Here is a 19,460-nt window from a genome sequence, read left to right as displayed (position 1 = left end):
GGGCCTTCCGCCGTCCGTGGGCCGGGGCCGGGACGGGGGTGACACGGTGCCGGTCAGGCCGTCGGCGGCACCCGGGGCGGGCGCCCCGTGCCCCGCGTCAGCACGTACCCGCCGATGCCCGCGAGCGCCGCGAGCACGCCGCCCGCGGCGGTCCACAGCCAGCGGTCCGACCACCAGCCGGAGGACCAGCCGTCCTCCGGGGCCGCTGCCTCGACGGCCGTCTTCCGGCCTGCGTCGGTCTCGGCCTCCGCCAGTTCGGCGGTGGTCGCCCCGGGCACCAGCGGGGCGGCGAGGGAACCGTCCGTGGCGTAGGCGCCGCCCTTGTCGAGGGTGTTCACCCCGATCCTCGCGGTGAACGGCTGCCCGAGGTCGTCGTCCGGCAGCGCGCTCACGGTCAGCCGTACGTAGTAGCTGCCGGGCAGCGGGTCGTTCGCCCAGGCGTCGGCCGAGGCACGCACCGGCCGCAGCACACAGGCGAGTTCCACGGTGGTGGCGTCCTTGGCGGCGGTACGCGACTGGGTCCCGTACATGCACGGCTGGCGCCGCCGGAGCCCGTCGTACACGTCGACCCGCCAGGTCGCGGACCCGTGCCGCAGGGCCGCGTCAGGCAGTGTCACGGTCGCGTTGACCGTCGGCCGCTGCCCGGTGTCCGCGGGGAACACCCAGTACAGGTAGTCACCCGTGGCCGCCTGCGCCGTGGCCTGCTGGCCCGGGAGGAAGCGCGCGGCGGTACGGAAGGTGGTGCCGGCCTCGGTCGGCCCGGCCTTCGAACCAATGTCCGCGCTCGGGTCCGCCGTGGCGGAGGGGGAGTCGGCCAGGGCCGCCGGAGCGGCGAGGCCGAGCAGTGCCGCGCCCGCGAGCGCGGCCGTGGCGAGGGTGCGTACGGTACGCATCAGTGGGTCCTCCAGACCGCGAGGCGCCAGCGGGACAGCCAGCCCCAGATCAGACCGGCGAGGAAGCCGGCGACGATCAGTGCGCCGAGCAGCCACCAGCCGCGGCCGAGACCGAACGACGCGACGTCCGACGCGGCCGAGGGCCCGTCGACGACGTCCACCGTCAGCTCGATCGGCATGCCCGGCGTCGTCTTGACCGACGCGGGCGCCGAGAACGAGTTGCTGACCTGGAGACAGACCGTCTCCGCCGCCGGCTTGGCGTCCCCGGGCCCGTCGTCGAGGTCCGGCTTCGGATAGCGCAGGCCTGTCGAGATCACGTCGGTGCGCCCGTCACCGGCCTCGGAGCCGCGGACGATCTCCCGCCCGTGCAGGGTGACCGCGCGCAGCAGCACCCCGTAGTCGTTGTTGACGGCACGGTCCGCCGAGACGCTGACGGAGGCACGCAGTTCCTGACCGGGCAGCAGGTCCACCCGGTACCAGCGGTGCTGGCCGAAGGACTCGCGGTCGGTGTACAGACCGGGCTTGAGCTGCGGCGCGTCGACGCACCGCGCCGCACCGTCGGTGGCCACCGGGGTGACGACCGGGTCGGCGGCACGGTCGACGAGCTGACGCACCCGGCGGGACAGGTCCTCGGTGCGGTGGACCGAGGTGTACGTGCCTCCGGTCGCCTCCGCGATGCAGGTGAGCTGCGCCCGGGTCTTGGCGTCCGGCACCAGGCCCAGGGTGTCGATGACGAGGTGGATGCCCTTCGCCGCGATCTCCCGTGCCACCTGGCAGGGGTCGAGCGGGGCGCAGGTGTCCTCGCCGTCCGTGATGAGCACGATCCGGCGGGTGGCGTCACCGCCCTCCAGGTCCTGCGCCGCGCCCAGCAGCGCCGGACCGATCGGGGTCCAGCCCGTCGGGGCGAGGGTGGCGACGGCCGTCTTGGCCTCGGTGCGGTTCAGCGGCCCCACCGGGTACAGCTGACGGGTGTCCTTGCAGCCCCGCTTGCGGTCCTGCCCCGGGTAGTCGGCGCCCAGCGTGCGGATGCCGAGCTGCACCTCCTCGGGCACCGCGTCGAGGACCTCGTTGAAGGCCTGCTTGGCCGCGGCCATCCGGGACTTGCCGTCGATGTCCTTGGCCCGCATGGAGCCGCTCACGTCGAGGACCAGCTCGACCTTGGGGGATTCCTTCGCCGCCGGCTCGTCGGCGGTCGCGCTCGTCGGCAGGAGCGCGACGCTCAGGGCGGCGAGCAGCGCGCAGGCCCCGGTCGCCAGCCGTTTTCTCGTGATCATCGCCGGATCGTATTGATGATCGTCCGACAAACCAAAACCGGGGTGGGGGCAGGGACGTGAGGGGGAGTCGTGTAACGCCCTCAGCGGTGTTCCGGGTTCGGGGAGCTCCGGCTTGCAGCCGGCGTCCCAAGCCGAGCGCTGGTTGCTGTGTGCCGGAATCCCGCCGGTCCGCTTCAGCAGGGCCGCCAGGTGCATCAGGTTCCACGCCATGAACGAGGTTCGCGGTTGGTGAAGTCGTTCTCGGGACCGCCCGAACTCGGATCCAGGTACGAGGGTCCGGGGCCCGCCGCCCCGATCCAGCCCGCGTCCGCCTGCGGCGGCACCGCTTACTCCAGGTGCTGGAGGCTGTAGAGGACGTTCATCGCGCAGTGCTTCACACCGTCCTCGTTGCCGGTGATCAGACCACTGACGGCCCGGCCGTAGTACGCGTACTGCCCCGCGTCGTTCAGCAGGCTCGAACAGGCGCAGAGCCGCTCGATCACCCGCTTCATCACCGAGCCGGATCGGCGAAGCACTCCTCCGCCATGACGAGTTCGGCCAGGTCGCCGACGTCGCCCATGAAGCCGAGCACGAATTCGGTGCGTGTCCAGACTCGGCCGCGCTCACGACGGTTCAGCCCGTCGTAGCGGTCATGGATGCGGATCGCCTGCTGCTTCAATTCGTCGAAGTCCACGGAGTCCGTCCCCCAGAGGTGAGTGTGCTGAGGAGCATTGCCCGTTTGCCGGTCCTTGCGTGACGAGGAGTCCTGGAGGCTGGCCCGTCGTGCTGAAACGAGAGGGAAACATGTGACGACGGGGAAAGGAGTGCCGGACCGGGTGGCGGGTTCAGGTCGAGAAGTACTGGCCCAGGACCTGGTGTAGGTAGTCCGCGCCCGGGCCGAGGCAGGCTGCCTGTTCGGTCGAGGGAACGAACGCGATCTTGTCGAGCTCGGGTACGTCTCCACGCTTCGTCTCACACACGGTGAGATCCGCGTGCCGACGGCGCACGAGCGCGCTGGGCACGGGCGGGGCGAGGAAGTGGAAGCCGAGGCTGCCGAACCGCGTTCCGCGGGTGAGGCCCCACAGCCGCAGCTCCTCGACGACGATGCGTACGCCGAGCTCCTCGGCCAATTCGCGGGCTGCATCCCGACGGAGTGACGCCACATCCAGGGGGTGACCGGCCGCAGGGGGCTCCGCCGAGCCGCCGGGAAGGCTCCAGTGGCCGGGCGCCGCGGTAGTGGAGGAGCCACGTCCGACGGTGAGTCCGGCCTCCGTCGGCAACAGGACGGTGACGAAGACGGAACCGGGGACCTCTTCGGCCGGCCGGAGCCGACGCAGGCCCCGGTGCCGGTACGTCGTCCTGGCCCACCGCACCACCGACTGGCCGGGCCCGGCCAGGTCGATGCCCAGACCCGCGACGAGCGGGCCGTCGAAGGTCGTGGGGTTGCGGGCCTTCGCCTCCGCCCAGAGACGGTCGATCTCGCCCCGCTCCTGCGACGTCAGGGCCGGTGGCGGGTGCTCGACGAAGTCGATCTGTTGCGCGTCGAGGAACTCGACAGGGAGATGCCCAGGCTGCATCAGAGGTCCTTCCCGCCCGTCGGGGCGCTCGGATCGATCGAATGTGGCGAAATGCGGCCCCCGGACCCCCGCACCGGCTGCTCTGGTTCGGAGACGTTAGGGCCTGTCGTCAAATGTCACGCCCACATCAGGAGTGATGTGAGGGTGACAGCTGCCTCGTAGGACTCGGCGGTCTTGTCGTACCGGGTCGCGTCCCGCGCCACTGTTTCACACGGTTGAAGCACCGTTCCACGACGTTGCGGTGCTTGTACGCCTCGCGGTCGAAAGCCCGCGGGCGCCCTCCGCGGTTGCCGCGCCCGGCCCGGTTGCGGACCTGGTCGGCCCGTTCGGGGATCTTGTGGGCGATGCCCTGGCGGCGGAGCCAGGTGCGGATCGCATTCGAGCTGTGGCCTTGTCGCCCAGGACGTGATCGGGCCGGGTCCGGGGGGGTGCCCCGGACCGGTCCGGGGCACCCGGATCGCTTCCATCACGGTGGTGAACCGGGTGCAGTCGTTGGTGTTGCCGCCCGTCACGACGAAGCCGAGTGGTCGGCCCCGCCCGTCGCAGGCCAGGTGAATCTTGCTGGTCGGACCACCCCGGGACCGGCCGAGGGCCGGGCCACGGAGCCCCTTTCCGGGCCCCGGCCGCATGCTGGTGGGCGCGGACGATGGTGGATCCCGCCAGGCCGTCCCGGTCCGGAACTTCCACACGATCCCGTTCAGGACACTGCGGTCGTCCAGCCGCTTCCGCCCCCCCCGCAACGACTCGGGCAGCAGCGGCCGGACGAACTCCCACTCGGCGTCGGACAGTTCATGGCGACGTATCACGACACCATGATCCACCACCCGAGATCATTTGAGGACACCGCCTGAAGCGTGTTGCAGAAGGTTGTGTCCGGGCAGGTCAGGGCCGGTTTTGGGGCTGGTCTGGTCATGCGGTGAGGGCGAGGTTGTGCATGTGGGCGACGGCCTGGAGGGCGTGGTGGAGGCCGTTGCCGCGTTGGCGGCAGTCGCGGAGGATCTTGTAGTGCTTCATGCGGGCGAAGGCGTGCTCGACGCGGGCCCGGACCGTGCGGTGCTCGGCATTGTCCTGCTCCTCGCCGGGCAGCAGGGCTCGTCCGGGGCGTTTGCGGTGCGGGACGGTGAGGCCGGTGTTGATGTAGGCGCCGTCGGCCGGCACGGTCACGCCTTCGCGGTGTTGGGCCAGGCCGGATTCCCGCCAGGCCTTCGCGTCCGCGGTGTTGCCAGGTGCCGGCCGGGCCGCGGCGACCACGAGTTTGGTGTCGGCGTCGATGATGACCTGCACGTTTGCCGAGAACCGGTAGTTGCGTGAGGACGCCCCGGTCTTCCGGTGACGGACCGGGATGAGGGTGCCGTCCACGATCCACAGCCGGTCGACCGCGTCGCGTCAGCCGGTCGGGTGGCACGTTCGATGGCCAGCAGTGGCCCCGGCCACTGGATCACCCGGCACACGGTTGCAGGTGAGACGCCGAACAGCGGCGCGAGCTGCCGCATCCGCAGGCCCGTGAACGTCTCCACCCGCAATGGCTCAGCCCTCAACACCCCACGCATGCAGGGGAAATGCCCGCACAGCAGCCTTCTGCAACACGCTATAGGCGCCTGGGTGAGGGTGCTCGCGGCGCACGAGCCCTCGCGCAGCTTCCCGACGCCCCTTCTGAGCATGATCCGGACGCAACCCCGAAACGAATGAACGTGCAGGTTGGGCCTCCATTCCGGTTACCTGGTTGCACGTGTAAGGGCCCTGTCGACATACTCGGGCGGCGGTGCGGGCGCGCTCAAACGCGCTCCGGGCGTCCCTGGACCCGCGAACGTGCACTGCACCAGGCCCTGCTGGGAGGGCGTACGCGAGGAGTGCTCGCAAGCATGAGCGGAACCACAGCCGTATCCGGAATCGACCCGAAGGACACGGCGGGCGATGGCCCTCTGTGTGACGTGATCATCGTGGGGGCCGGACTCGCGGGACTGATCGCGGCCCGGGATCTGGCCGAACATGGTCTGGCGGTCATGGTCCTCGAGGCCAGGGACCGGGTGGGCGGACGAACCTGGTCGCGGGCGTTCCCAGGAACCGACGTCACCGTGGACCTGGGTGCGGAATGGGTCGCGCCCGAGCACCACACCGCGATCATGGACGAATACGCGCGCTACGGCATCGAGTTGGAGGACGCCGAAGGGACCGAGCGCGACCTGTGGCTGCTCGAAGGCGACGTGCTACACGGGACGATCCCCTTCGACGGAGCCGAGCGAGAGGCGTTCGACGCGTTCACGGCCGGACTCGCCGAGCAGGCGACAGCCCTGGCCGCCGCGCCGCCGTTCACGGCGCCCGAGGGAACCGACGTCCCCCTCGCCGACCTGCTCGCGGGTCTGCCGCCGCGGGTCGCGGGTGCGTTCGCGGCGTACGCGGCATCCCAGATGGGAGCGTTGCCCGCCGAGTACTCCGCGCTGGCTGTCATCGAGGACCTGGCCGCGCTCGGCAGCCCCGCGGGTGACCCCCAACCGGCCGACACCTTCGACCCCGCCGCCGAACGCCGGGTCAAGGGCGGGGTCGGCGCACTGGCGGAACGGATCGCGGCGTCACTCGCCGACCGGGTACGCCTCGGGTCACCTGTCACCGCGATCGAGCAGGGCGTGACCGAGACCGCCGTGACGCTGACCGACGGCACAACCCACCGGGCCCGCGCGGTCGTCGTCGCCTTGCCGGTCAACACCTTGTCCGACGTCGCATTCGCCCCGCCGCTCCCGGAGGACGCGCGCCGGCTCGCCGTCGAGGGGCACACCGGGCGCGCCGTGAAGGTGATCGCACGGACCACCGGTGTTCCGGCCGACGCCTCGGCCAGTGCCTGGCCGCCCGGCATCGCGGGCGTGTACGGCATCGGACCGGCCGCATCCGACACGGACGAGACCCTGACCGTGTGCTTCGGCGTCGCCGAGACACTGGACGCCGCCGACCCGCAGACCGTCACGGCCGGCCTGGTCGACCTCTACCCGCAGGTCCGCGTCGTCGAGACATACGGACACGACTGGAACGCCGACCCGTACGCCCAGGGCGCCTGGGCCGCTCTGCGCCCGGGACAGTGGACGTTGCTCGCCACCTTCCAACGCCCTCACGGCCGCATGGTGTTCGCCGGCAGCGACCTCAGCCCGGTCTCCCACGGCTTCATGGATGGCGCGGTGGTGTCCGGCCACCAGGCCGCTCGTACCGTCGTCGAGCTCTTGGCCGAGTAGACGTCGAAGCAGCAGGTGAAGGCGTCGTAGCCGTGGCCGCAGGCCTGGCTACGACGCCGGGTCTCGGCGTACCCAGGGAAGATCGGCTTTGCCGGGCGGGCCGTCCAGGGCGAGCACGCTGTGGCAGTCCTCCTCGACGGCCCCGTGAAACGCGCGCAGCTACTCGGCCGGCTCAAGGAGCTCGGTGGCGGGCCGACCCCGATCCAGAACGTCGGCGCGTACGGCCAGGGCGTCTCGGCCACCGTCACCGAGGTCGTCGCGTACGACCGGCGCGCCGGGGAGACAGCGACCCTCACGGCTGCCGAGTGCACCTTCTCGTACCGGCACAGCGTCTTGACGATGCGCCGCGGGCTACGAGGTGGCCGGTGGGGTGCGATCTTCCGGTCGGCCGCGTGGATCCAGCGGGCGGTGGCGGCGGCCGGGTCGGTGTCGGCTCCAGCTACGACAACGCCCTCGCGGAGTCCTTCTTCGCCACATTGAAACGTGAACTGCTCTACGGTTCACGCTGGATAACCCGACTCCAGGCACGCTTGGCGGTCTTCGCCTGGATCGCCTGGAACAACCTCAAACGGCGCCACTCGGCTCTCGGGTATTCCAGCCCAGTCGACTACGAACGGCAGTACGCCAGCAGCATCGATAACCTGGACCTTGTCGCATAACACGCGAGTGTCCACGGAATAGGGCAGCGCCCGCACCAAGGAGAACGCGCAGCCGGACGTGCCTCACTCGATTTGACAGGCTCCGTCAAGCCGTGCCGGTCGGCGGGCGTGAGTAGGGCTCGCACCATCCGTAGAACATTCGCGGTAACACGTCTCGCCAGAGCGAGAGTTGGCGAACGAGGGCTGTCGGAGACGGCCGATGCGGTCATAGAGTGACACTGTGCTGGATCTCCTGGTGACGCTGCTTCTGTTCGCCTTGTTACTTATGCTGCTCCTTGGCATGAGGCTGATGCGTGGCCCCAACCGGATGGCCCAGCCATGGCGGATCCTTTATGTATTCCTGCTTGCCGGGCTCGTGGTTGCGATTTTCATGTCCGCGCGGGCGAGCTTCGCGTTGTGCCGCACACAACCGGAGACCTGCGAGTCGACCCCGCCCGGTGAATGGTAGGCCGGTGCCCGCGCCTTCCGCGAGCGGTTCTTCACCTACTACAACACCGTGCACCGGAAATTCGGCATCGGGCTGCACACCCCCGCATCCGTCCAAGACGGCCCAGCGGGCCGTGGTGCCGGCCGACGCCTACGCCACCAACCCCGACCGATTCCGGCGACCCCCGCCTCGCGGGGCCTGCCCAAGGCCACCCGGATCAACGAATCCCCGAAGGAGAAACTTCAGGAAGAACACGCAGCCTGACGTGTCTCACCAGATTTGACAGGTTCCGATGGCCCGGGCGAACTGCGAACTCACCGCGTCGACCACCGTGGCGTCCGGCGCGATCCAACTGCCGAATCGGCCGCCGATCGCGCCCTCCGCGATCTCGCCGGCTTGTTCCTCTTCGACTCCGTTGTGGGCGAGGAACCAGCCGAGTACCTGCTCACAGTGTCCGTACCAGGCGCTCTCGGCTATGGGAGGTGCAGCACCACGCGCCGACGATCCCGCCATCGGTGTCGCCCTCACCTACCGACCAGTTCCACCCGCAGGCCCATCGGCCGTATCGGTCCACCAGGAACTTGGTGACGGCGGTCAGTGAGCGCCCGCAGTGCTCTTCGGCGGCCTCGGCGCTGGGCAGCAGGGGAGCGACAAGACCGGTCAATGTCTTCGCGGCATCCTCGTCCAGCTCGAACGGGTGCCGCGACGGATTCCTTCCGTCCAGGTCAGGGTGTGTGCCCACAGTTCAGTCACTACGTCACTCTGCCGTGTGTGCAGCCGCTACAACTCCAGTCGGTATCGCGCGGACTCCGGCAAGGCGGGGAGGATCCTTGCTCAGCCTTCTGCCTCAGGATCGGACGCCGCAGGGAAGCCCAAGCGATCCAGAAGCGTGTCGAAGAGCTCTTCCGCGAAGGTCTCGTGAGACCGCAGGACTTCCTTGATCGTGGCCACGTCCACACCCGGGCCGACTCCCGCAGAGTGGGCCCAGGCGAGGGCACGACTGGCGTCGCCGGGCACGCAGGCGTCTATCTCGGACAGTGGACGGTCCGTCATTTCTGCGGCGATCGCCAGATTCAGCCACGCATTCCACTGGTCACCTCCGGGTTTCAGACCCCAGACCAATGCGACGCTGCTGTCGTGCACGGACGCCACACATGCTGGAGCTCCGGTCCACTCGACCACAGCTCGCAGGACCTCTTCAGGCTTGGCCGGTGAGGTCTCATGGTGGAACTGCAGCGTCTGCCACCCACCAGGCCTCGGCCACCAAGCGGTTATGCCGCCCTCGTCGTCCTCTTGCGCACCGCCGAAGACCGGGGCCTCAAGCAAGGAGCGCTCACTGCGGCCGAAGACCAACTCACCCGAAAACCCCATCGTTACTCCTCTCCAGCACTGTTTCTCGCACGATAGAGGCGACCTCTGACAGCAGGCGGCGAATCCGTGCCGACTCAGGAGGCGGGCGGTCAGCGGATTCGTACGGTGGCGCAGGTGAACGTCGTGTCCCGGAGCAGCGCCGGGGTGACGGCGACGCCGGTCAGGTGTTCTGCCAGAGCGAACGCCGCCTGGTGAGAGAAGTCCGGTTCCGGATCTTCTACGTCGAGATGGAAGCCGATCCGCCGCATGACGTCGAGGAGTTCGTCCGGTGCGGTGCCCCACCGGCGCTCCGGGAGCATGGGGTCGAAGCACAGTCGCAGCACTTGGTCCTCTGCCCAGAGGAATGTGCCGACGGCGTTGATGTTGCTGAAGTGGGAGATCCAGCTCGTTCCGGCGGAGGCCGACAGCGCTTGTTCTTCGGTGACCCCGAGGTAGCCGTTCGGCTCGATCAGCAGGGTCCAGGTACCCACGGTCGTCATGGCGACCAGCTGCCGGGCCCCCTCTTCCAGGTCGTACTGGGCGAAGGCGGCGTCGACGACTGCGGCTATGCCCTGCAGGGGTGCCTCCGGCCGTCCTTCGAGCCGGGACATCAGCTCACCAGGCGACAGACCCCGCACCAGGGTGAAGCAGTACGCCTCGGCGATGTCTGGAAAGTCGTCCTCGAACCACGCGTAGTCCGCTCCGGTCTTCGTCATGCCGCCCATCCTTGCCTCTACGTCTGACAGCGGGCGGTGCCCGGTCGTAGGCGGGGTGGGAAACGATCTCCGTCGGTTTGGGAAGCGATCTCTTTCCGCTTCTGGAGTGACTGGTCAGACGTACTCGTGAACACCCGTGCGACACGTGGTCGCACCGGTAGGCGTGGCGGGAGGGGATCGAGCACCGGGTGTAGTTGGCCGTCCTGCAGTCCGGCGGGCTGCTAGGTTCTGTCTCTCCGATCATGATCGGAGCCAGATGATTAGTGCAGCGGCGGTCACGGTGCCGAGGTAGACGTTATCCGCGCTTGTCGTAGCGGGTAGCGACGGCCCGAAACTGTTTCAGCCTGTTGATCGCCCGCTCGACGACGTTGCGCTTCTTGTAGCGCTCCTTGTCGAAACCCGGTGGCCGCCCGCCGCGTGAACCCCGCCGGAGGCGGGCCGCCTTGTGGTCCTTCTTCTCAGGGATCACGTGCCGGATGCCGCGCCGACGCAGGTAGGCGCGCGTCTTTCGGTTGCTGTATGCCTTGTCGGCTGCGACGCTGTCCGGGGTGTGGCGGGGACGCCCCCTACCGGTGCGCGGGACGCGGATCTTCTCTAAGACGGGTTCGAACTGCGTGCAGTCCGCTTGCTGTCCGGGTGTGATCAGCACCGACAGCGGGCGGCAACGACCCTCCGCGCTCAGGTGGACCTTGGTGGTGAACCCGCCGCGCGAACGCCCCAGCTGCTCCCCTGCCAACCGCCTCCTCCAGTAGGTGCGCCGGGTTCTGCACCGCCGGGATCCGAAGCGATCTCCGCGGTGCCGTCTTTCGAGGGCCCGGGCGGGGCGGGCGGAGCCGCCTTCGGCGCTCCCCGCGGCGTGCTGGTGGGCGCGCATCACGCTGGAGTCGACCGAGACGTCCCAGTCGATGCCGCCCTCGGCGTCGACTTGGGCTTGGACATGCTGCAGCAGCCTGTCCCAGGTGCCGTCGGCCGACCACAGCGCGTGCCGCTTATGGACGGTCTGCCACGGTCCGAAGCGTTCTGGCAGCTCACGCCACTGCACCCCAGTGCCCAGCCGGTGGATGATCCCGTTGATCACCTGGCGGTGGTCCCTCCACCGGCCGCACCGGTTGTTGCCCAACGGCAGCAGCGGCTTCAGCAGCGCCCACTCATCGTCCGTCAGATCCCCCCTGCTGATCACGTCTGGAACGACGAATCACTTGATCGAAGGGGTGTGCTCCCGCGAAGCAGTGACGATCCAGACGGACCCGGGGATGCGGACACCGTTGGACGTCTCGAACTCCGTGAGCGCGTCTTGCACTTCGGCACGGATACGGGAGATGGTCGCCGGGTCGACATCGCGCAGGTTATAGCGGGTCGGGCCCATGGCGAAGAGGAAGTCGGCGGCGTCGCCCGCGTGAGTGCCAAAAGTCATGGGAGCCTCGGCGGGGACTACGTCGATGTCGGTGAAGCCGGCGGCGGCGAGCACCTGGAGGATGCGCGCGGGGTCGAGGAGCGACCCCATACCCCTGGCGGCGGGGGATGCCTCGCGCAGGAACGGTGAGAGTGCGGCGGTCGCACGGGCGTAGGCGCTGTCCGGGCCCCCGGGCTGCGGGCCGAGAAACGCGAGTCGGCCCGCTGGCGCGAGCGCGTGCCTGAGATGAGTGAAAGCCGCGATGTGGTCGGCGAAGAACATGACGCCGCCGCGACTGAGGAGGACGTCGAACCCGCGGTCGGGGAACGGATGCACCTGGGCGTCGCCCTGCTCGAAGGTGACGTTGTCGATGCCTTCCGCGGCGGCGTCGCGTCGGGCGCGTTCCAGCATGGGCGCGGACAGGTCGATTCCGGTGACGTCTCCGTCGTACGCCTGCCGCGCGGCGATGCGCGTCGTCTGGCCGGTGCCGCAGCCGACGTCGAGGACCCGGTCGCCGGGCGCGATGCCCGCGGCGGCGAACAGGGGTGCGTTGAACGCGCCCATCATCGCGTTGTAGCGCTCGGGGTGTTCGGCCCAGTGGATGCCCTCCCAGTCGTTCCATGCCTCTGCCTGCTGACGGTTGGCGATGGCGTGCATGACTCACCTTCCAGTGACTAGAGTCGACCTCTAGAGGTTGACTCTAGATATAGACTCCAGCCATGACTGAGGTCAAGGGAAAGCGGGGCGACAAGGCCCGGGAGACACGGCGGCGGATCATCGACGCGGCCGCTGGCCTCTTCGTCGAGCAGGGCTACGGGGCGACCAAGCTGCAGGAGATCGCCGACCGGGCGGGCGTGGCGGTGCAGACGATCTACTTCGTCTTCCGGAACAAGCCATCGCTGCTCAAGGAACTGGTCGATGTCGCGATCGCGGGAGACGACGACCCCGTGCCCACAATGGACCGGCCGTGGTTCGCGGAGGTCACGACCGCGCCCACCGCCGAGTCCGCCCTGGCCGCACTGGTCGCTGGCACCCGCAGGACACTCGAACGTGTCGCGGCCATCGATGAGATGGTCCGCGCCGCGGCAGCGACCAACCCAGAAATCCGGGAGTTGTGGCCAGACCAGACCAACCCGCGGTACACGGTGATCTCGACAGCCGCGAGGGCCCTGACAGAGAAGCCCGGCGCCCGCCCCTCCATTTCCGCCGGAGAGGCGGCGGACATCATCTACGCCTTGCTCAGTCCGGAGCTCTTCCTGGTCCTGACCCGCGACCGCGCGTGGCCGCCGGACAAGTGGGAGCGATGGGCGTACGACATCCTCTGCTCTCAGCTGATTGTCAGAAGGCAGAACCTAGCCCCCTGATCGTGATCGGGGAGACAGAAGCTAGGGCCTGTCGTCGAATACCCGTCTGCCCTACCACGTCTGGCACGCGCTCTCGCCGCACCGGGCGAAAGCCCAAGTACGGTCCAGTACGAGGGTTTCCGCCCGGCGCGCCGAGAGCACGCACCAGACGCCGAGGGGCCGCCCTTCGGGCGACGACGGGAGTTCGACGACAAGCCCTAGCACTCGACATCCCGCGCAGCGGATGGGAGCCGGAACTCCTGCGAGTCCTGAGGCGTCCAACTGCGCTCCGGCTACCTGGCTGACAGCGGCCAGTTGGAATTCCCCAGGAACGGCCAACTGTGTCGCCCCGCTGACGCCATGGATGGCCCCGCCCGTGGCCAGAAGCACGTTCCGTGGCGGTCCTCACGAAGAGCCCTCCCGCAGGGTGTCGCGCAGCTCAAGCAGTTCACGGCGGCGGGACTTCGCCCGTACCAAGAACAGTGCCGCAGCGGCGACAAGGGCGGCACCGGCCGATGCGACTGCCAGCGTTCCGGCCGTATTGCCGCGCACTGCGGCCACCGCGACCCCGGCGACGCCGGTCACCGCGGTCACCACCAGGGCGAGCCGGGCACCCAGCACCCGGTCCCGGGCGAACAGCGGCCGCCGCCTGCTCAGAACCCAGCCGGCAAAGGCGGCCCAGGCCAGCCCCACCGTGATCAGCCCGGCGAAGGCAACCTCGTGCGCGCGGGGAGCGGACCCGGCTCGGTTGCCCACAGCACCGCGACCAGCGCCACTCCATACACTCCCGCCAGGCCCACGGCAACGTGCCGCATCCGGGAGCGCAGCGAGACTTCTGCCGCCAGCGCGCGCTCCAGCCCCGCCGGCACCTCCCAGCGTGCCCCGTCGCTCTGCTCGCTCATGCCTCGTATCCCCTTGCGACCAGCACGTCCCGCAGCATGCGGCGGGCGCGGTGCAGCCTGCTCTTGACCGTGCCGGGCTGGCACGCCCAGCACCTCCGCGCAGGCGCCCAGGGACAGATCCCGCAGGTGGAACAGGATCAGCACTTCGCGCTCCAGCGGCGGCAGCCCGGAAAGGCCGGCTTCGATCTCCATCGTGTTCAGGACGCTGCCGGGGCAGTCATCGCCATTGGCGACAGCATCGTCCTGCCCCGCCAAGGTCTCCCGGGCCGTGTACGCCTGCGGCAGATGGTCGGCCACCGTGCGCCGGGCGATGGTGAACAGCCACGGGGCGAACCGCTCCGGCTGCCGCAGGCGCGGGAGCCCGCGTACCACGGCAACCCACGCCTCCTGGGCAAGACCGTCCGCTATGTGCGGGGATCCCACCATGCTCCGCACATAGCCATCGACTACCCGGAGCGATCTGTGGCCAGATAGCTCCCCAGCAAGTGGCCGCCCATGGGGACTTCCTTCTGGCCACCAACACCCGGCCACAGTCGTGTGACTCAGCGCTTCAGGAGGCGAGAGTCGTTGTTGGCAGTTCCGGCGGCGGGTCAGGCCGTGGGCTGAAGGCGCGCGTCGGTGGCGTCTCCGGTCCGCCCGCAGACCGTGCGACTTTGATGCCCTGCATGGTATGGCGCCCTGTCAGCTCAATTAGAGTGACGGCCGTTGGCGTGCGAGGTGGGGCGGACCAGGGCGGGCAGACATGCACAGCGACAGGGTGGAATCGCAGCCGGAGCGCCATTTTGGGCCGTTCACGGTGCTCGGGGAATTGGCCAGTGGTGGGATGGGGAGGGTGTATCTGGCGGCGTCCGCAGGCGGGCGGACGGTCGCGGTGAAAACGTTGCTGGCCGACGACGCGAGGGGTGTCGTCGCCCAGGCGGACCGGCGCCGCTTCGCCCGCGAGGTGGCGCTCGCGCAGCGTGTGCAGGGGGTCTACACCGCGAGTGTGGTCGCTGCGGACGCGCAGGCGCCGATGCCGTGGATGGCCACCGAGTACATTGCGGCCCCTTCCTTGCGAGACCTTGTGGCGAGTTGCGGAACCCTTCAACCGCAGGCCTTGTACTGGGTCGCCGCGGGTATCGCGGAGGCACTGGTGAGTATCCATGCCGCAGGGCTGGTGCACCGTGATGTGAAGCCGTCGAACGTTCTGCTTCCCATCGACGGCCCCCGGGTCATCGACTTCGGGATCTCCCATGCCATCGACATGACGAGGACGCAGGCCGTGCTGGGTACGGTCGCGTTCGCCGCGCCCGAGCAGGCCCAGGGGCAGCCCACCACACCCGCCTCGGATGTCTTCTCGCTGGGCGCCACGCTGTTCTATCTGGCGGTCGGCCGGGCCCCGTACCGGGACGGCGGCTCGGGCCCGGCGATGGAACAACTGGTGCGGGCAGCGACCGGCGACCTCGACGTGTCCGGGCTGACGCCCGAACTCCACGCCCTGGTCCTGCCGTGTTTGGCACTCGACCCCGCTCACCGCCCGATGCCAGCCCAGATCCTGGAGAACTGTGCAGGGCAGTTGCGGCGCCAGTCGGCCGGCTGGGGCGGCAGGCATTGGCTGGACCCGGCCTGGACCAGCGAGATCGAACGGTATGGCGAGCGTCGGGCGCGGGAGGTGGAAGACGCGCGGCAACGGGTGGACCCGGACGCGGTGACTGGGCCAGTAGGAGCACCCCAGCGCACTACTGTGCTGCCACCCTCGCCCCAGCACGAGGACGCGCCGCTCGGCAGGCGGGGCAGGCGGGGACAGCGGGGACGCCTATGGGCCCTCGGTTCGGGGGCAGCAGTGGTCGTCGTAGTGGGGGCGCTGCTGCTCTGGCAGCCCTGGCAGGGCGGCGGGCCGGCCCTCGTGGCGCCGGACGAGCCGGTGGGCTTCTACGCCGTGGACAGCAAAGCCGACGGCGTGTGCTCCACCGATCCCCAAGCCCAGCCCGTGCGCGCTCCCGGTACCGAACCGGCACGGTCCTACACCGCGGACGACCGCAGCGCGTGCGTCACCGTCACTACGCGGGGCGGCCTGCAGGTGAGGCAGCTGGACGGCGTCCGCACCTTCGAGAACTCCCAAGGAGGTCGGGACTGGATCGTCGAGGTCACCCTCAACAGCCAGGACGCCGCCCAGTTCTCCGATCTGACCGGTCAGGTCGCAGGCCGACCGCAGCCACACAATGAGATCGCCATCGTCATGGGCAACCGGATGCTCGCCAACCCCGTCATCATGCAGCGCTTGGCAGGCCGCACCATCCAGATCGCCACCCACCTCACCCCAGCACAAGCCCGGATCCTGGCCGAAGCACTCGGGGCCCGCTGACCCTACGATGACGAGCATCCAGCACCGGGTTCCCGCCCATGAACGTCCAGTGGACGTGGTCGCGCCGGGGGCACCGACTGCAAAACACGATGGTCTTCTGGGCCTGCGAAGCCTTCAACCGGGCACGAACCACCACCCGCATGTGACTTTTCGCGCTACATGACACCGGCGTCGCGGGCCGGTGATCCCGTACTGCCTGGCGGCGGTCAGGTCGTGAGTCGAGCCAGGGAGAGCCGGCGAGGCCCGGAGCAGCCGTCCGAACGGATCGGTGAGGACCTGGACATTCATGCCATGGCCTTTGTATTTCCCGGAGTAGTAGGTGGTGTCGGCGGCGATGCGGTCGATCGGCAGCAGGCGCCGTCGAGGATGACGAACACCTTCGTCCGGATCGTTCTCATCGCCTCGGTCAGGGACGGGGCGAGGGCGGACAGGGCCTCGACGGCTTCACGTATGTAGCGGTGGATGGTCGCGATCCCGATGCCGAACCCGGCGGCGAGCTGTGCGTTGGTGTCACCGCACCGCAGGTTGGGCCAGGGCGAGCTGGGCTTGACGTGCGGCGGGAAGACGCTTGGAAATGGCTCATTGCCGGCGACAGGCCCCGCCCCAGACATGAGGATCCGATCCAGAGCTGGAGGGCTAAGCGCAGATGTGCTTGAAGGCACTCGCGCCCGGCCGGGCACGGAACTTCACCTCATGCCCAGCTTCGTCGGTGAAGACGGCCTCAGTATCGGACGTCCAGCTCATCGTGCCGTGCTGGATTGGGTTGTCCCACCCTTCGGGTGGGTTTCCCGAGCCATCGGAGAGCGGGGTCTCCGCTTCGAAGTACGTCGAGCCGATACGGGCCTCCTCGATTCCGCAATGCGTATACAGGTCGAAGGGAATCGTCCGGCCGGGCGGTGTCGCCCGGCCGGCGTTCACGCCCTCGTCGACTTGGGCGCATCCCACGAGCACCCAAGCAGACAGAGTGAGGGCGAAGACGATCTTTCCAACTCTCCGAGTCATGGCCTTTCGACGCGCACACCAAGCCGGCGGTTCTCCCCCTCACGGCTGTGAGCCACGTGGACGCGAACATGGCTGAAACCGATCGCACGTCGGTCATATTCACCGCCAGGACGGGGCGAACCCGGCGCCTGGTGGACCTGTGCCGCGCAGCCGGTGCCGACGTCTACCGGTGCGGCACCGGCGGAGGTACGTCGAGCAGCAGTTGTTCGCGGATGCCGGGATCGCCTTCGCCTGTTCTCTGTGCCGGCCAACGGGGTATGGGCGGGTGCGCGGATCTTCAGTGCCGTGCGCTCCCTGATGGTGCGCGGGGCGGAAGCTGTTCGGCGCGGCCTCTAGGCAGGACGTCAGGCTGAGGCCGCTGTCGTCGCCGGCGCTGCCGCGCGACGGACCTGCTTGATCCGGAGCTGACTTCTACCGGACCTCCGACCGTTCCGGCCCGCGCTCAACGGTGCTCGGGGTTCTCGAAGTCGAACCGGCAGCCGGCGTCCCACTCGGAGCGCTGGTTTCCGTGGGCGGGGATGCCACCGGTGTCCTTGAGCATCCTCGCCAGGTGGAGCTGGTTCCAGGTCATGAAGGTCGTGTTGCGGTTCGTGAAGTCGTTGTCCGGCCCGCCGGAGCCGGGGTCGAGGTACGACGGGCCCGGGCCGGCCTCGCCGACCCAGCCCGCGTCCGCCTGCGGCGGAATGACGTATCCGAGGTGCTGGAGGCTGTAGAGGACGTTCATCGCGCAGTGCTTGGCGCCGTCCTCGTTGCCGGTGATCAGGCAGCCGCCCACACGACCGTAGTAGGCGTACTGGCCACGCTCGTTGAGGATCGACGAGCAGGCGTACAGACGCTCGATCACCTTCTTCATGACCGAGGAGTTATCTCCCAGCCACACAGGCCCCGCTAGGGTCAGGATGTCGGCGGCCATCACCTGCGAGTAGATCACCGGCCACTCGTCCGTCTCCCACCCGTGCTCCGTCATGTCCGGCCAGACACCGGTCGCGATGTCGATGTCCACCGCCCTGAGCACCTCGACCTGCACGCCCTGGCGCTCCATGATCCCGGTGCTGATGTCGATCAGCCCCTGTGTATGGCTGCGCTCTGGGGAACGTTTCAGGGTGCAGTTGATCACCAGGGCGCGCAGGTCGGCGTACGACGTCGTTGAGTCCGGCACGGAATCCTCCTCCATACGCTCCGGGAGTCCGGATGTGAAGGCGCCGGAGATCTCCCAGTACAGCTCACCAGGCCTTCGCCCCGGGCGCTCGCGGAGCTGGGCCGGTTGCCTGACAGTCCGCCCTCCGGTCCGCCGACCGGGCGGGCACGGTCATCGGTGGTTTCCTGGCGCAGGGGGCGGTCCGTCGTGGGACCCCTCCCAGCCTGCTCACCACCTCCCGGCCGGGCCGCTCGGCGCGACCGAACGCATGAGGGCCGGGCCGGACGTGCCGGGGCGTCCTCCCGAGGGCGCCCCGCCCGGCCGTCCCTCCGCCCCGCCCCTCGCCCCCGAAAACCCGCTGGTTAGAGTGGTGCGAGGTTGCGCCGCCGCACCAGGGCCAGGCGCGAGACCGGGCCGACTGTCGATCACAGGGTCCCGTACGACCACCCGCCCCCGTCTCGTCCGGCCCCCGGCCGCCTGCCCCGGAACCACAGTCCCCATGAGTACCGACACCGCCCTGCGCCCGGAACCCGCCCCGGCCGCCACCGCACCCGACAGGGTCACCGCCGCTGCCGCTCCCGCGAGCCTCCGCTCCCGTCTGGCCAGGATGGCCGGCCGGGCCCCGGCACGGCCCGCGCCCGCAGCCGCCGCCCACAACATCGGCGCCGTCACGACCGCCCTGCTCGGGCTCGTCGCGATCGGCGCCGCCCTCCACGAGCCGGTCCTGATACCGCCGCTCGCCGCCAGCGCCACCCTGGTGCACTGCGCCCCCGCGCTGCCTCTCGCCCAGCCCCGGAGTGTGATAGTCGGCCACCTCCTCGGCGCCGCCGCCGGGTACGGGATGGCGGCCGTCGCGCAGGGCAGCGCCTGGGCCGCCGCCCTGGCCGCCGGGGTCGCCCTCGCCCTGACGACCCTCGCCAGGACCCCGCACGCGGCGGCCTGCGCCACCGCCGTCATCGTGGTGCTCCAGGCGCCCGCGCCGGCCCGGTTCGTCCCGCTGCTGTTCGGCTCCACGGTCCTGCTCGTGCTCACCGCGTTCGCCGCCTCCCGCGTCCGGCGCGGAGCCCCGAAGTACCCCGTCTACTGGTGGTGACCCGCCGCAGGTCCGCCGGGTCCGCCGTCGTGCGCCCCGGGGCGGCGGCCGTACGCCCTCCCTGGCGCGGGTGAGCGGGCGCCAGGGGCGGGTGCGCCCCCGGGCGCCGCACTCCCGAGCGCCTTCCGCGTGGGTGATCGGGTCAAGTT

The 19,460-nt window shown here is 69.6% G+C and carries 19 protein-coding genes and 5 pseudogenes; 7 read left to right on the top strand and 17 right to left on the bottom strand.

Annotated features, from left to right (window positions below; genetic code table 11):
• Positions 1 to 53 precede the first annotated feature (53 nt).
• The 7 genes and pseudogenes from V4Y03_RS01350 to V4Y03_RS01320 all read right to left on the bottom strand — a co-directional run bounded on the left by V4Y03_RS01350 (position 54) and on the right by V4Y03_RS01320 (position 5,273).
• Entirely contained in the window at positions 54 to 893 is an 840-nt protein-coding gene (locus V4Y03_RS01350) for a hypothetical protein (protein WP_332433626.1), read from the bottom strand.
• Positions 893 to 2,167, bottom strand: a complete 1,275-nt coding sequence (locus tag V4Y03_RS01345; protein WP_317874837.1) for a VWA domain-containing protein — start codon at positions 2,165 to 2,167, stop codon at positions 893 to 895. The genes V4Y03_RS01350 and V4Y03_RS01345 overlap by 1 nt, the downstream gene beginning before the upstream one ends.
• An 80-nt stretch (positions 2,168 to 2,247) precedes the next feature.
• Positions 2,248 to 2,670, bottom strand: a pseudogene (locus V4Y03_RS01340) (flavodoxin family protein); the annotation flags it as partial.
• Positions 2,658 to 2,840, bottom strand: coding sequence for a hypothetical protein (locus tag V4Y03_RS01335; protein WP_332433625.1), 183 nt, complete (start codon positions 2,838 to 2,840; stop codon positions 2,658 to 2,660). The pseudogene V4Y03_RS01340 and the gene V4Y03_RS01335, both read right to left, overlap by 13 nt.
• Before the next feature lie 151 nt (positions 2,841 to 2,991).
• Complete coding sequence (locus V4Y03_RS01330) at positions 2,992 to 3,723, bottom strand: NUDIX hydrolase (RefSeq protein ID WP_332433624.1); 732 nt, start codon at positions 3,721 to 3,723, stop codon at positions 2,992 to 2,994.
• A 116-nt stretch (positions 3,724 to 3,839) separates the two neighbouring features.
• Positions 3,840 to 4,529: pseudogene (locus tag V4Y03_RS01325) on the bottom strand (IS5 family transposase).
• Positions 4,530 to 4,632: 103 nt separating this feature from the next.
• Positions 4,633 to 5,273: pseudogene (locus V4Y03_RS01320) on the bottom strand (transposase family protein).
• Between the two features lie 312 nt (positions 5,274 to 5,585).
• On the opposite strand from V4Y03_RS01320, the gene V4Y03_RS01315 reads away from it, so the two are divergent.
• From V4Y03_RS01315 to V4Y03_RS01300, 4 genes and pseudogenes are all read left to right on the top strand, one after another.
• A complete protein-coding gene (locus tag V4Y03_RS01315) occupies positions 5,586 to 6,944 on the top strand; it encodes a flavin monoamine oxidase family protein (protein ID WP_332433622.1) in 1,359 nt (452 codons plus the stop codon).
• Between the two features lie 189 nt (positions 6,945 to 7,133).
• Positions 7,134 to 7,274, top strand: a pseudogene (locus tag V4Y03_RS01310) (UDP-N-acetylmuramate dehydrogenase); the annotation flags it as partial.
• Between the two features lie 62 nt (positions 7,275 to 7,336).
• Positions 7,337 to 7,603: an integrase core domain-containing protein gene (locus V4Y03_RS01305; protein WP_332433620.1), complete on the top strand. Its 267-nt coding sequence runs from the start codon at positions 7,337 to 7,339 to the stop codon at positions 7,601 to 7,603.
• Between the two features lie 220 nt (positions 7,604 to 7,823).
• A complete protein-coding gene (locus V4Y03_RS01300; RefSeq protein ID WP_332433619.1) occupies positions 7,824 to 8,051 on the top strand; it encodes a hypothetical protein in 228 nt (75 codons plus the stop codon).
• Positions 8,052 to 8,300: 249 nt separating this feature from the next.
• Here the strand turns inward: V4Y03_RS01300 and V4Y03_RS01295 are convergent, their stop codons facing one another.
• From V4Y03_RS01295 to V4Y03_RS01275, 5 genes are all read right to left on the bottom strand, one after another.
• Entirely contained in the window at positions 8,301 to 8,543 is a 243-nt protein-coding gene (locus tag V4Y03_RS01295) for a hypothetical protein (protein ID WP_317874827.1), read from the bottom strand.
• A gap of 321 nt (positions 8,544 to 8,864) precedes the next feature.
• Positions 8,865 to 9,173, bottom strand: a complete 309-nt coding sequence (locus tag V4Y03_RS01290; protein ID WP_332433618.1) for a hypothetical protein — start codon at positions 9,171 to 9,173, stop codon at positions 8,865 to 8,867.
• Positions 9,174 to 9,490: 317 nt separating this feature from the next.
• A complete protein-coding gene (locus tag V4Y03_RS01285; protein WP_332433616.1) occupies positions 9,491 to 10,096 on the bottom strand; it encodes a DUF6461 domain-containing protein in 606 nt (201 codons plus the stop codon).
• Positions 10,097 to 10,336: 240 nt separating this feature from the next.
• Positions 10,337 to 11,273 (bottom strand): IS5 family transposase gene (locus tag V4Y03_RS01280; RefSeq protein WP_332437080.1). Its coding sequence is split into 2 segments (ribosomal slippage): positions 10,337 to 10,393 and positions 10,395 to 11,273, totalling 936 coding nucleotides; the frame shifts between segments, so codons are not numbered across the junction.
• An 18-nt stretch (positions 11,274 to 11,291) separates the two neighbouring features.
• Positions 11,292 to 12,146 carry a class I SAM-dependent methyltransferase gene (locus V4Y03_RS01275; RefSeq protein WP_332433615.1) on the bottom strand — a complete coding sequence of 285 codons (855 nt, stop codon included), beginning with the start codon at positions 12,144 to 12,146 and terminating at the stop codon, positions 11,292 to 11,294.
• Positions 12,147 to 12,208: 62 nt separating this feature from the next.
• On the opposite strand from V4Y03_RS01275, the gene V4Y03_RS01270 reads away from it, so the two are divergent.
• A complete protein-coding gene (locus V4Y03_RS01270) occupies positions 12,209 to 12,853 on the top strand; it encodes a TetR/AcrR family transcriptional regulator (RefSeq protein ID WP_332433614.1) in 645 nt (214 codons plus the stop codon).
• A 384-nt stretch (positions 12,854 to 13,237) separates the two neighbouring features.
• Here the strand turns inward: V4Y03_RS01270 and V4Y03_RS01265 are convergent, their stop codons facing one another.
• Both V4Y03_RS01265 and V4Y03_RS01260 read right to left on the bottom strand, forming a co-directional pair.
• Complete coding sequence (locus V4Y03_RS01265; RefSeq protein WP_332433612.1) at positions 13,238 to 13,525, bottom strand: hypothetical protein; 288 nt, start codon at positions 13,523 to 13,525, stop codon at positions 13,238 to 13,240.
• A gap of 5 nt (positions 13,526 to 13,530) precedes the next feature.
• On the bottom strand, positions 13,531 to 14,160 hold the full coding sequence (locus tag V4Y03_RS01260) for an RNA polymerase sigma factor (protein WP_332433611.1): 630 nt from the start codon (positions 14,158 to 14,160) through the stop codon (positions 13,531 to 13,533).
• Positions 14,161 to 14,476: 316 nt separating this feature from the next.
• Here V4Y03_RS01260 and V4Y03_RS01255 point away from each other — a divergent pair, with 316 nt between their 5' ends.
• Complete coding sequence (locus V4Y03_RS01255) at positions 14,477 to 16,078, top strand: serine/threonine-protein kinase (protein WP_332433609.1); 1,602 nt, start codon at positions 14,477 to 14,479, stop codon at positions 16,076 to 16,078.
• 183 nt (positions 16,079 to 16,261) lie between these two features.
• Here V4Y03_RS01255 and V4Y03_RS01250 read toward each other — a convergent pair.
• The 3 genes and pseudogenes from V4Y03_RS01250 to V4Y03_RS01240 all read right to left on the bottom strand — a co-directional run.
• A pseudogene (locus tag V4Y03_RS01250) lies at positions 16,262 to 16,648 on the bottom strand (transposase family protein); the annotation flags it as partial.
• A gap of 66 nt (positions 16,649 to 16,714) precedes the next feature.
• Positions 16,715 to 16,996 carry a hypothetical protein gene (locus V4Y03_RS01245; protein WP_332433607.1) on the bottom strand — a complete coding sequence of 94 codons (282 nt, stop codon included), beginning with the start codon at positions 16,994 to 16,996 and terminating at the stop codon, positions 16,715 to 16,717.
• A gap of 526 nt (positions 16,997 to 17,522) precedes the next feature.
• Positions 17,523 to 18,254, bottom strand: a complete 732-nt coding sequence (locus V4Y03_RS01240; protein WP_317874836.1) for a flavodoxin family protein — start codon at positions 18,252 to 18,254, stop codon at positions 17,523 to 17,525.
• A 463-nt stretch (positions 18,255 to 18,717) separates the two neighbouring features.
• On the opposite strand from V4Y03_RS01240, the gene V4Y03_RS01235 reads away from it, so the two are divergent.
• Positions 18,718 to 19,311 carry an HPP family protein gene (locus V4Y03_RS01235; protein ID WP_332433605.1) on the top strand — a complete coding sequence of 198 codons (594 nt, stop codon included), beginning with the start codon at positions 18,718 to 18,720 and terminating at the stop codon, positions 19,309 to 19,311.
• The last annotated feature ends 149 nt before the right edge of the window (positions 19,312 to 19,460 follow it).

Origin of the sequence: Streptomyces sp. P9-A4 (assembly GCF_036634195.1) — a bacterium.
Lineage (GTDB): Bacteria > Actinomycetota > Actinomycetes > Streptomycetales > Streptomycetaceae > Streptomyces.
Note: the sequence above shows the minus strand (reverse complement) of the source record. Positions and strands in the feature narration are given on the sequence as shown.

Excerpts from the sequence above, each read along its gene's own strand:
- V4Y03_RS01350 (WP_332433626.1), bottom strand. The coding sequence starts at position 893 with ATGCGTACCGTACGCACCCTCGCCACGGCCGCGCTCGCGGGCGCGGCA.
- V4Y03_RS01345 (WP_317874837.1), bottom strand. The coding sequence starts at position 2,167 with ATGATCACGAGAAAACGGCTGGCGACCGGGGCCTGCGCGCTGCTCGCC.
- V4Y03_RS01330 (WP_332433624.1), bottom strand. The coding sequence starts at position 3,723 with ATGCAGCCTGGGCATCTCCCTGTCGAGTTCCTCGACGCGCAACAGATC.
- V4Y03_RS01315 (WP_332433622.1), top strand. The coding sequence starts at position 5,586 with ATGAGCGGAACCACAGCCGTATCCGGAATCGACCCGAAGGACACGGCG.
- V4Y03_RS01295 (WP_317874827.1), bottom strand. The coding sequence starts at position 8,543 with ATGGCGGGATCGTCGGCGCGTGGTGCTGCACCTCCCATAGCCGAGAGC.
- V4Y03_RS01285 (WP_332433616.1), bottom strand. The coding sequence starts at position 10,096 with ATGACGAAGACCGGAGCGGACTACGCGTGGTTCGAGGACGACTTTCCA.
- V4Y03_RS01275 (WP_332433615.1), bottom strand. The coding sequence starts at position 12,146 with ATGCACGCCATCGCCAACCGTCAGCAGGCAGAGGCATGGAACGACTGG.
- V4Y03_RS01270 (WP_332433614.1), top strand. The coding sequence starts at position 12,209 with ATGACTGAGGTCAAGGGAAAGCGGGGCGACAAGGCCCGGGAGACACGG.
- V4Y03_RS01260 (WP_332433611.1), bottom strand. The coding sequence starts at position 14,160 with ATGGTGGGATCCCCGCACATAGCGGACGGTCTTGCCCAGGAGGCGTGG.
- V4Y03_RS01255 (WP_332433609.1), top strand. The coding sequence starts at position 14,477 with ATGCACAGCGACAGGGTGGAATCGCAGCCGGAGCGCCATTTTGGGCCG.
- V4Y03_RS01240 (WP_317874836.1), bottom strand. The coding sequence starts at position 18,254 with ATGGAGGAGGATTCCGTGCCGGACTCAACGACGTCGTACGCCGACCTG.
- V4Y03_RS01235 (WP_332433605.1), top strand. The coding sequence starts at position 18,718 with ATGAGTACCGACACCGCCCTGCGCCCGGAACCCGCCCCGGCCGCCACC.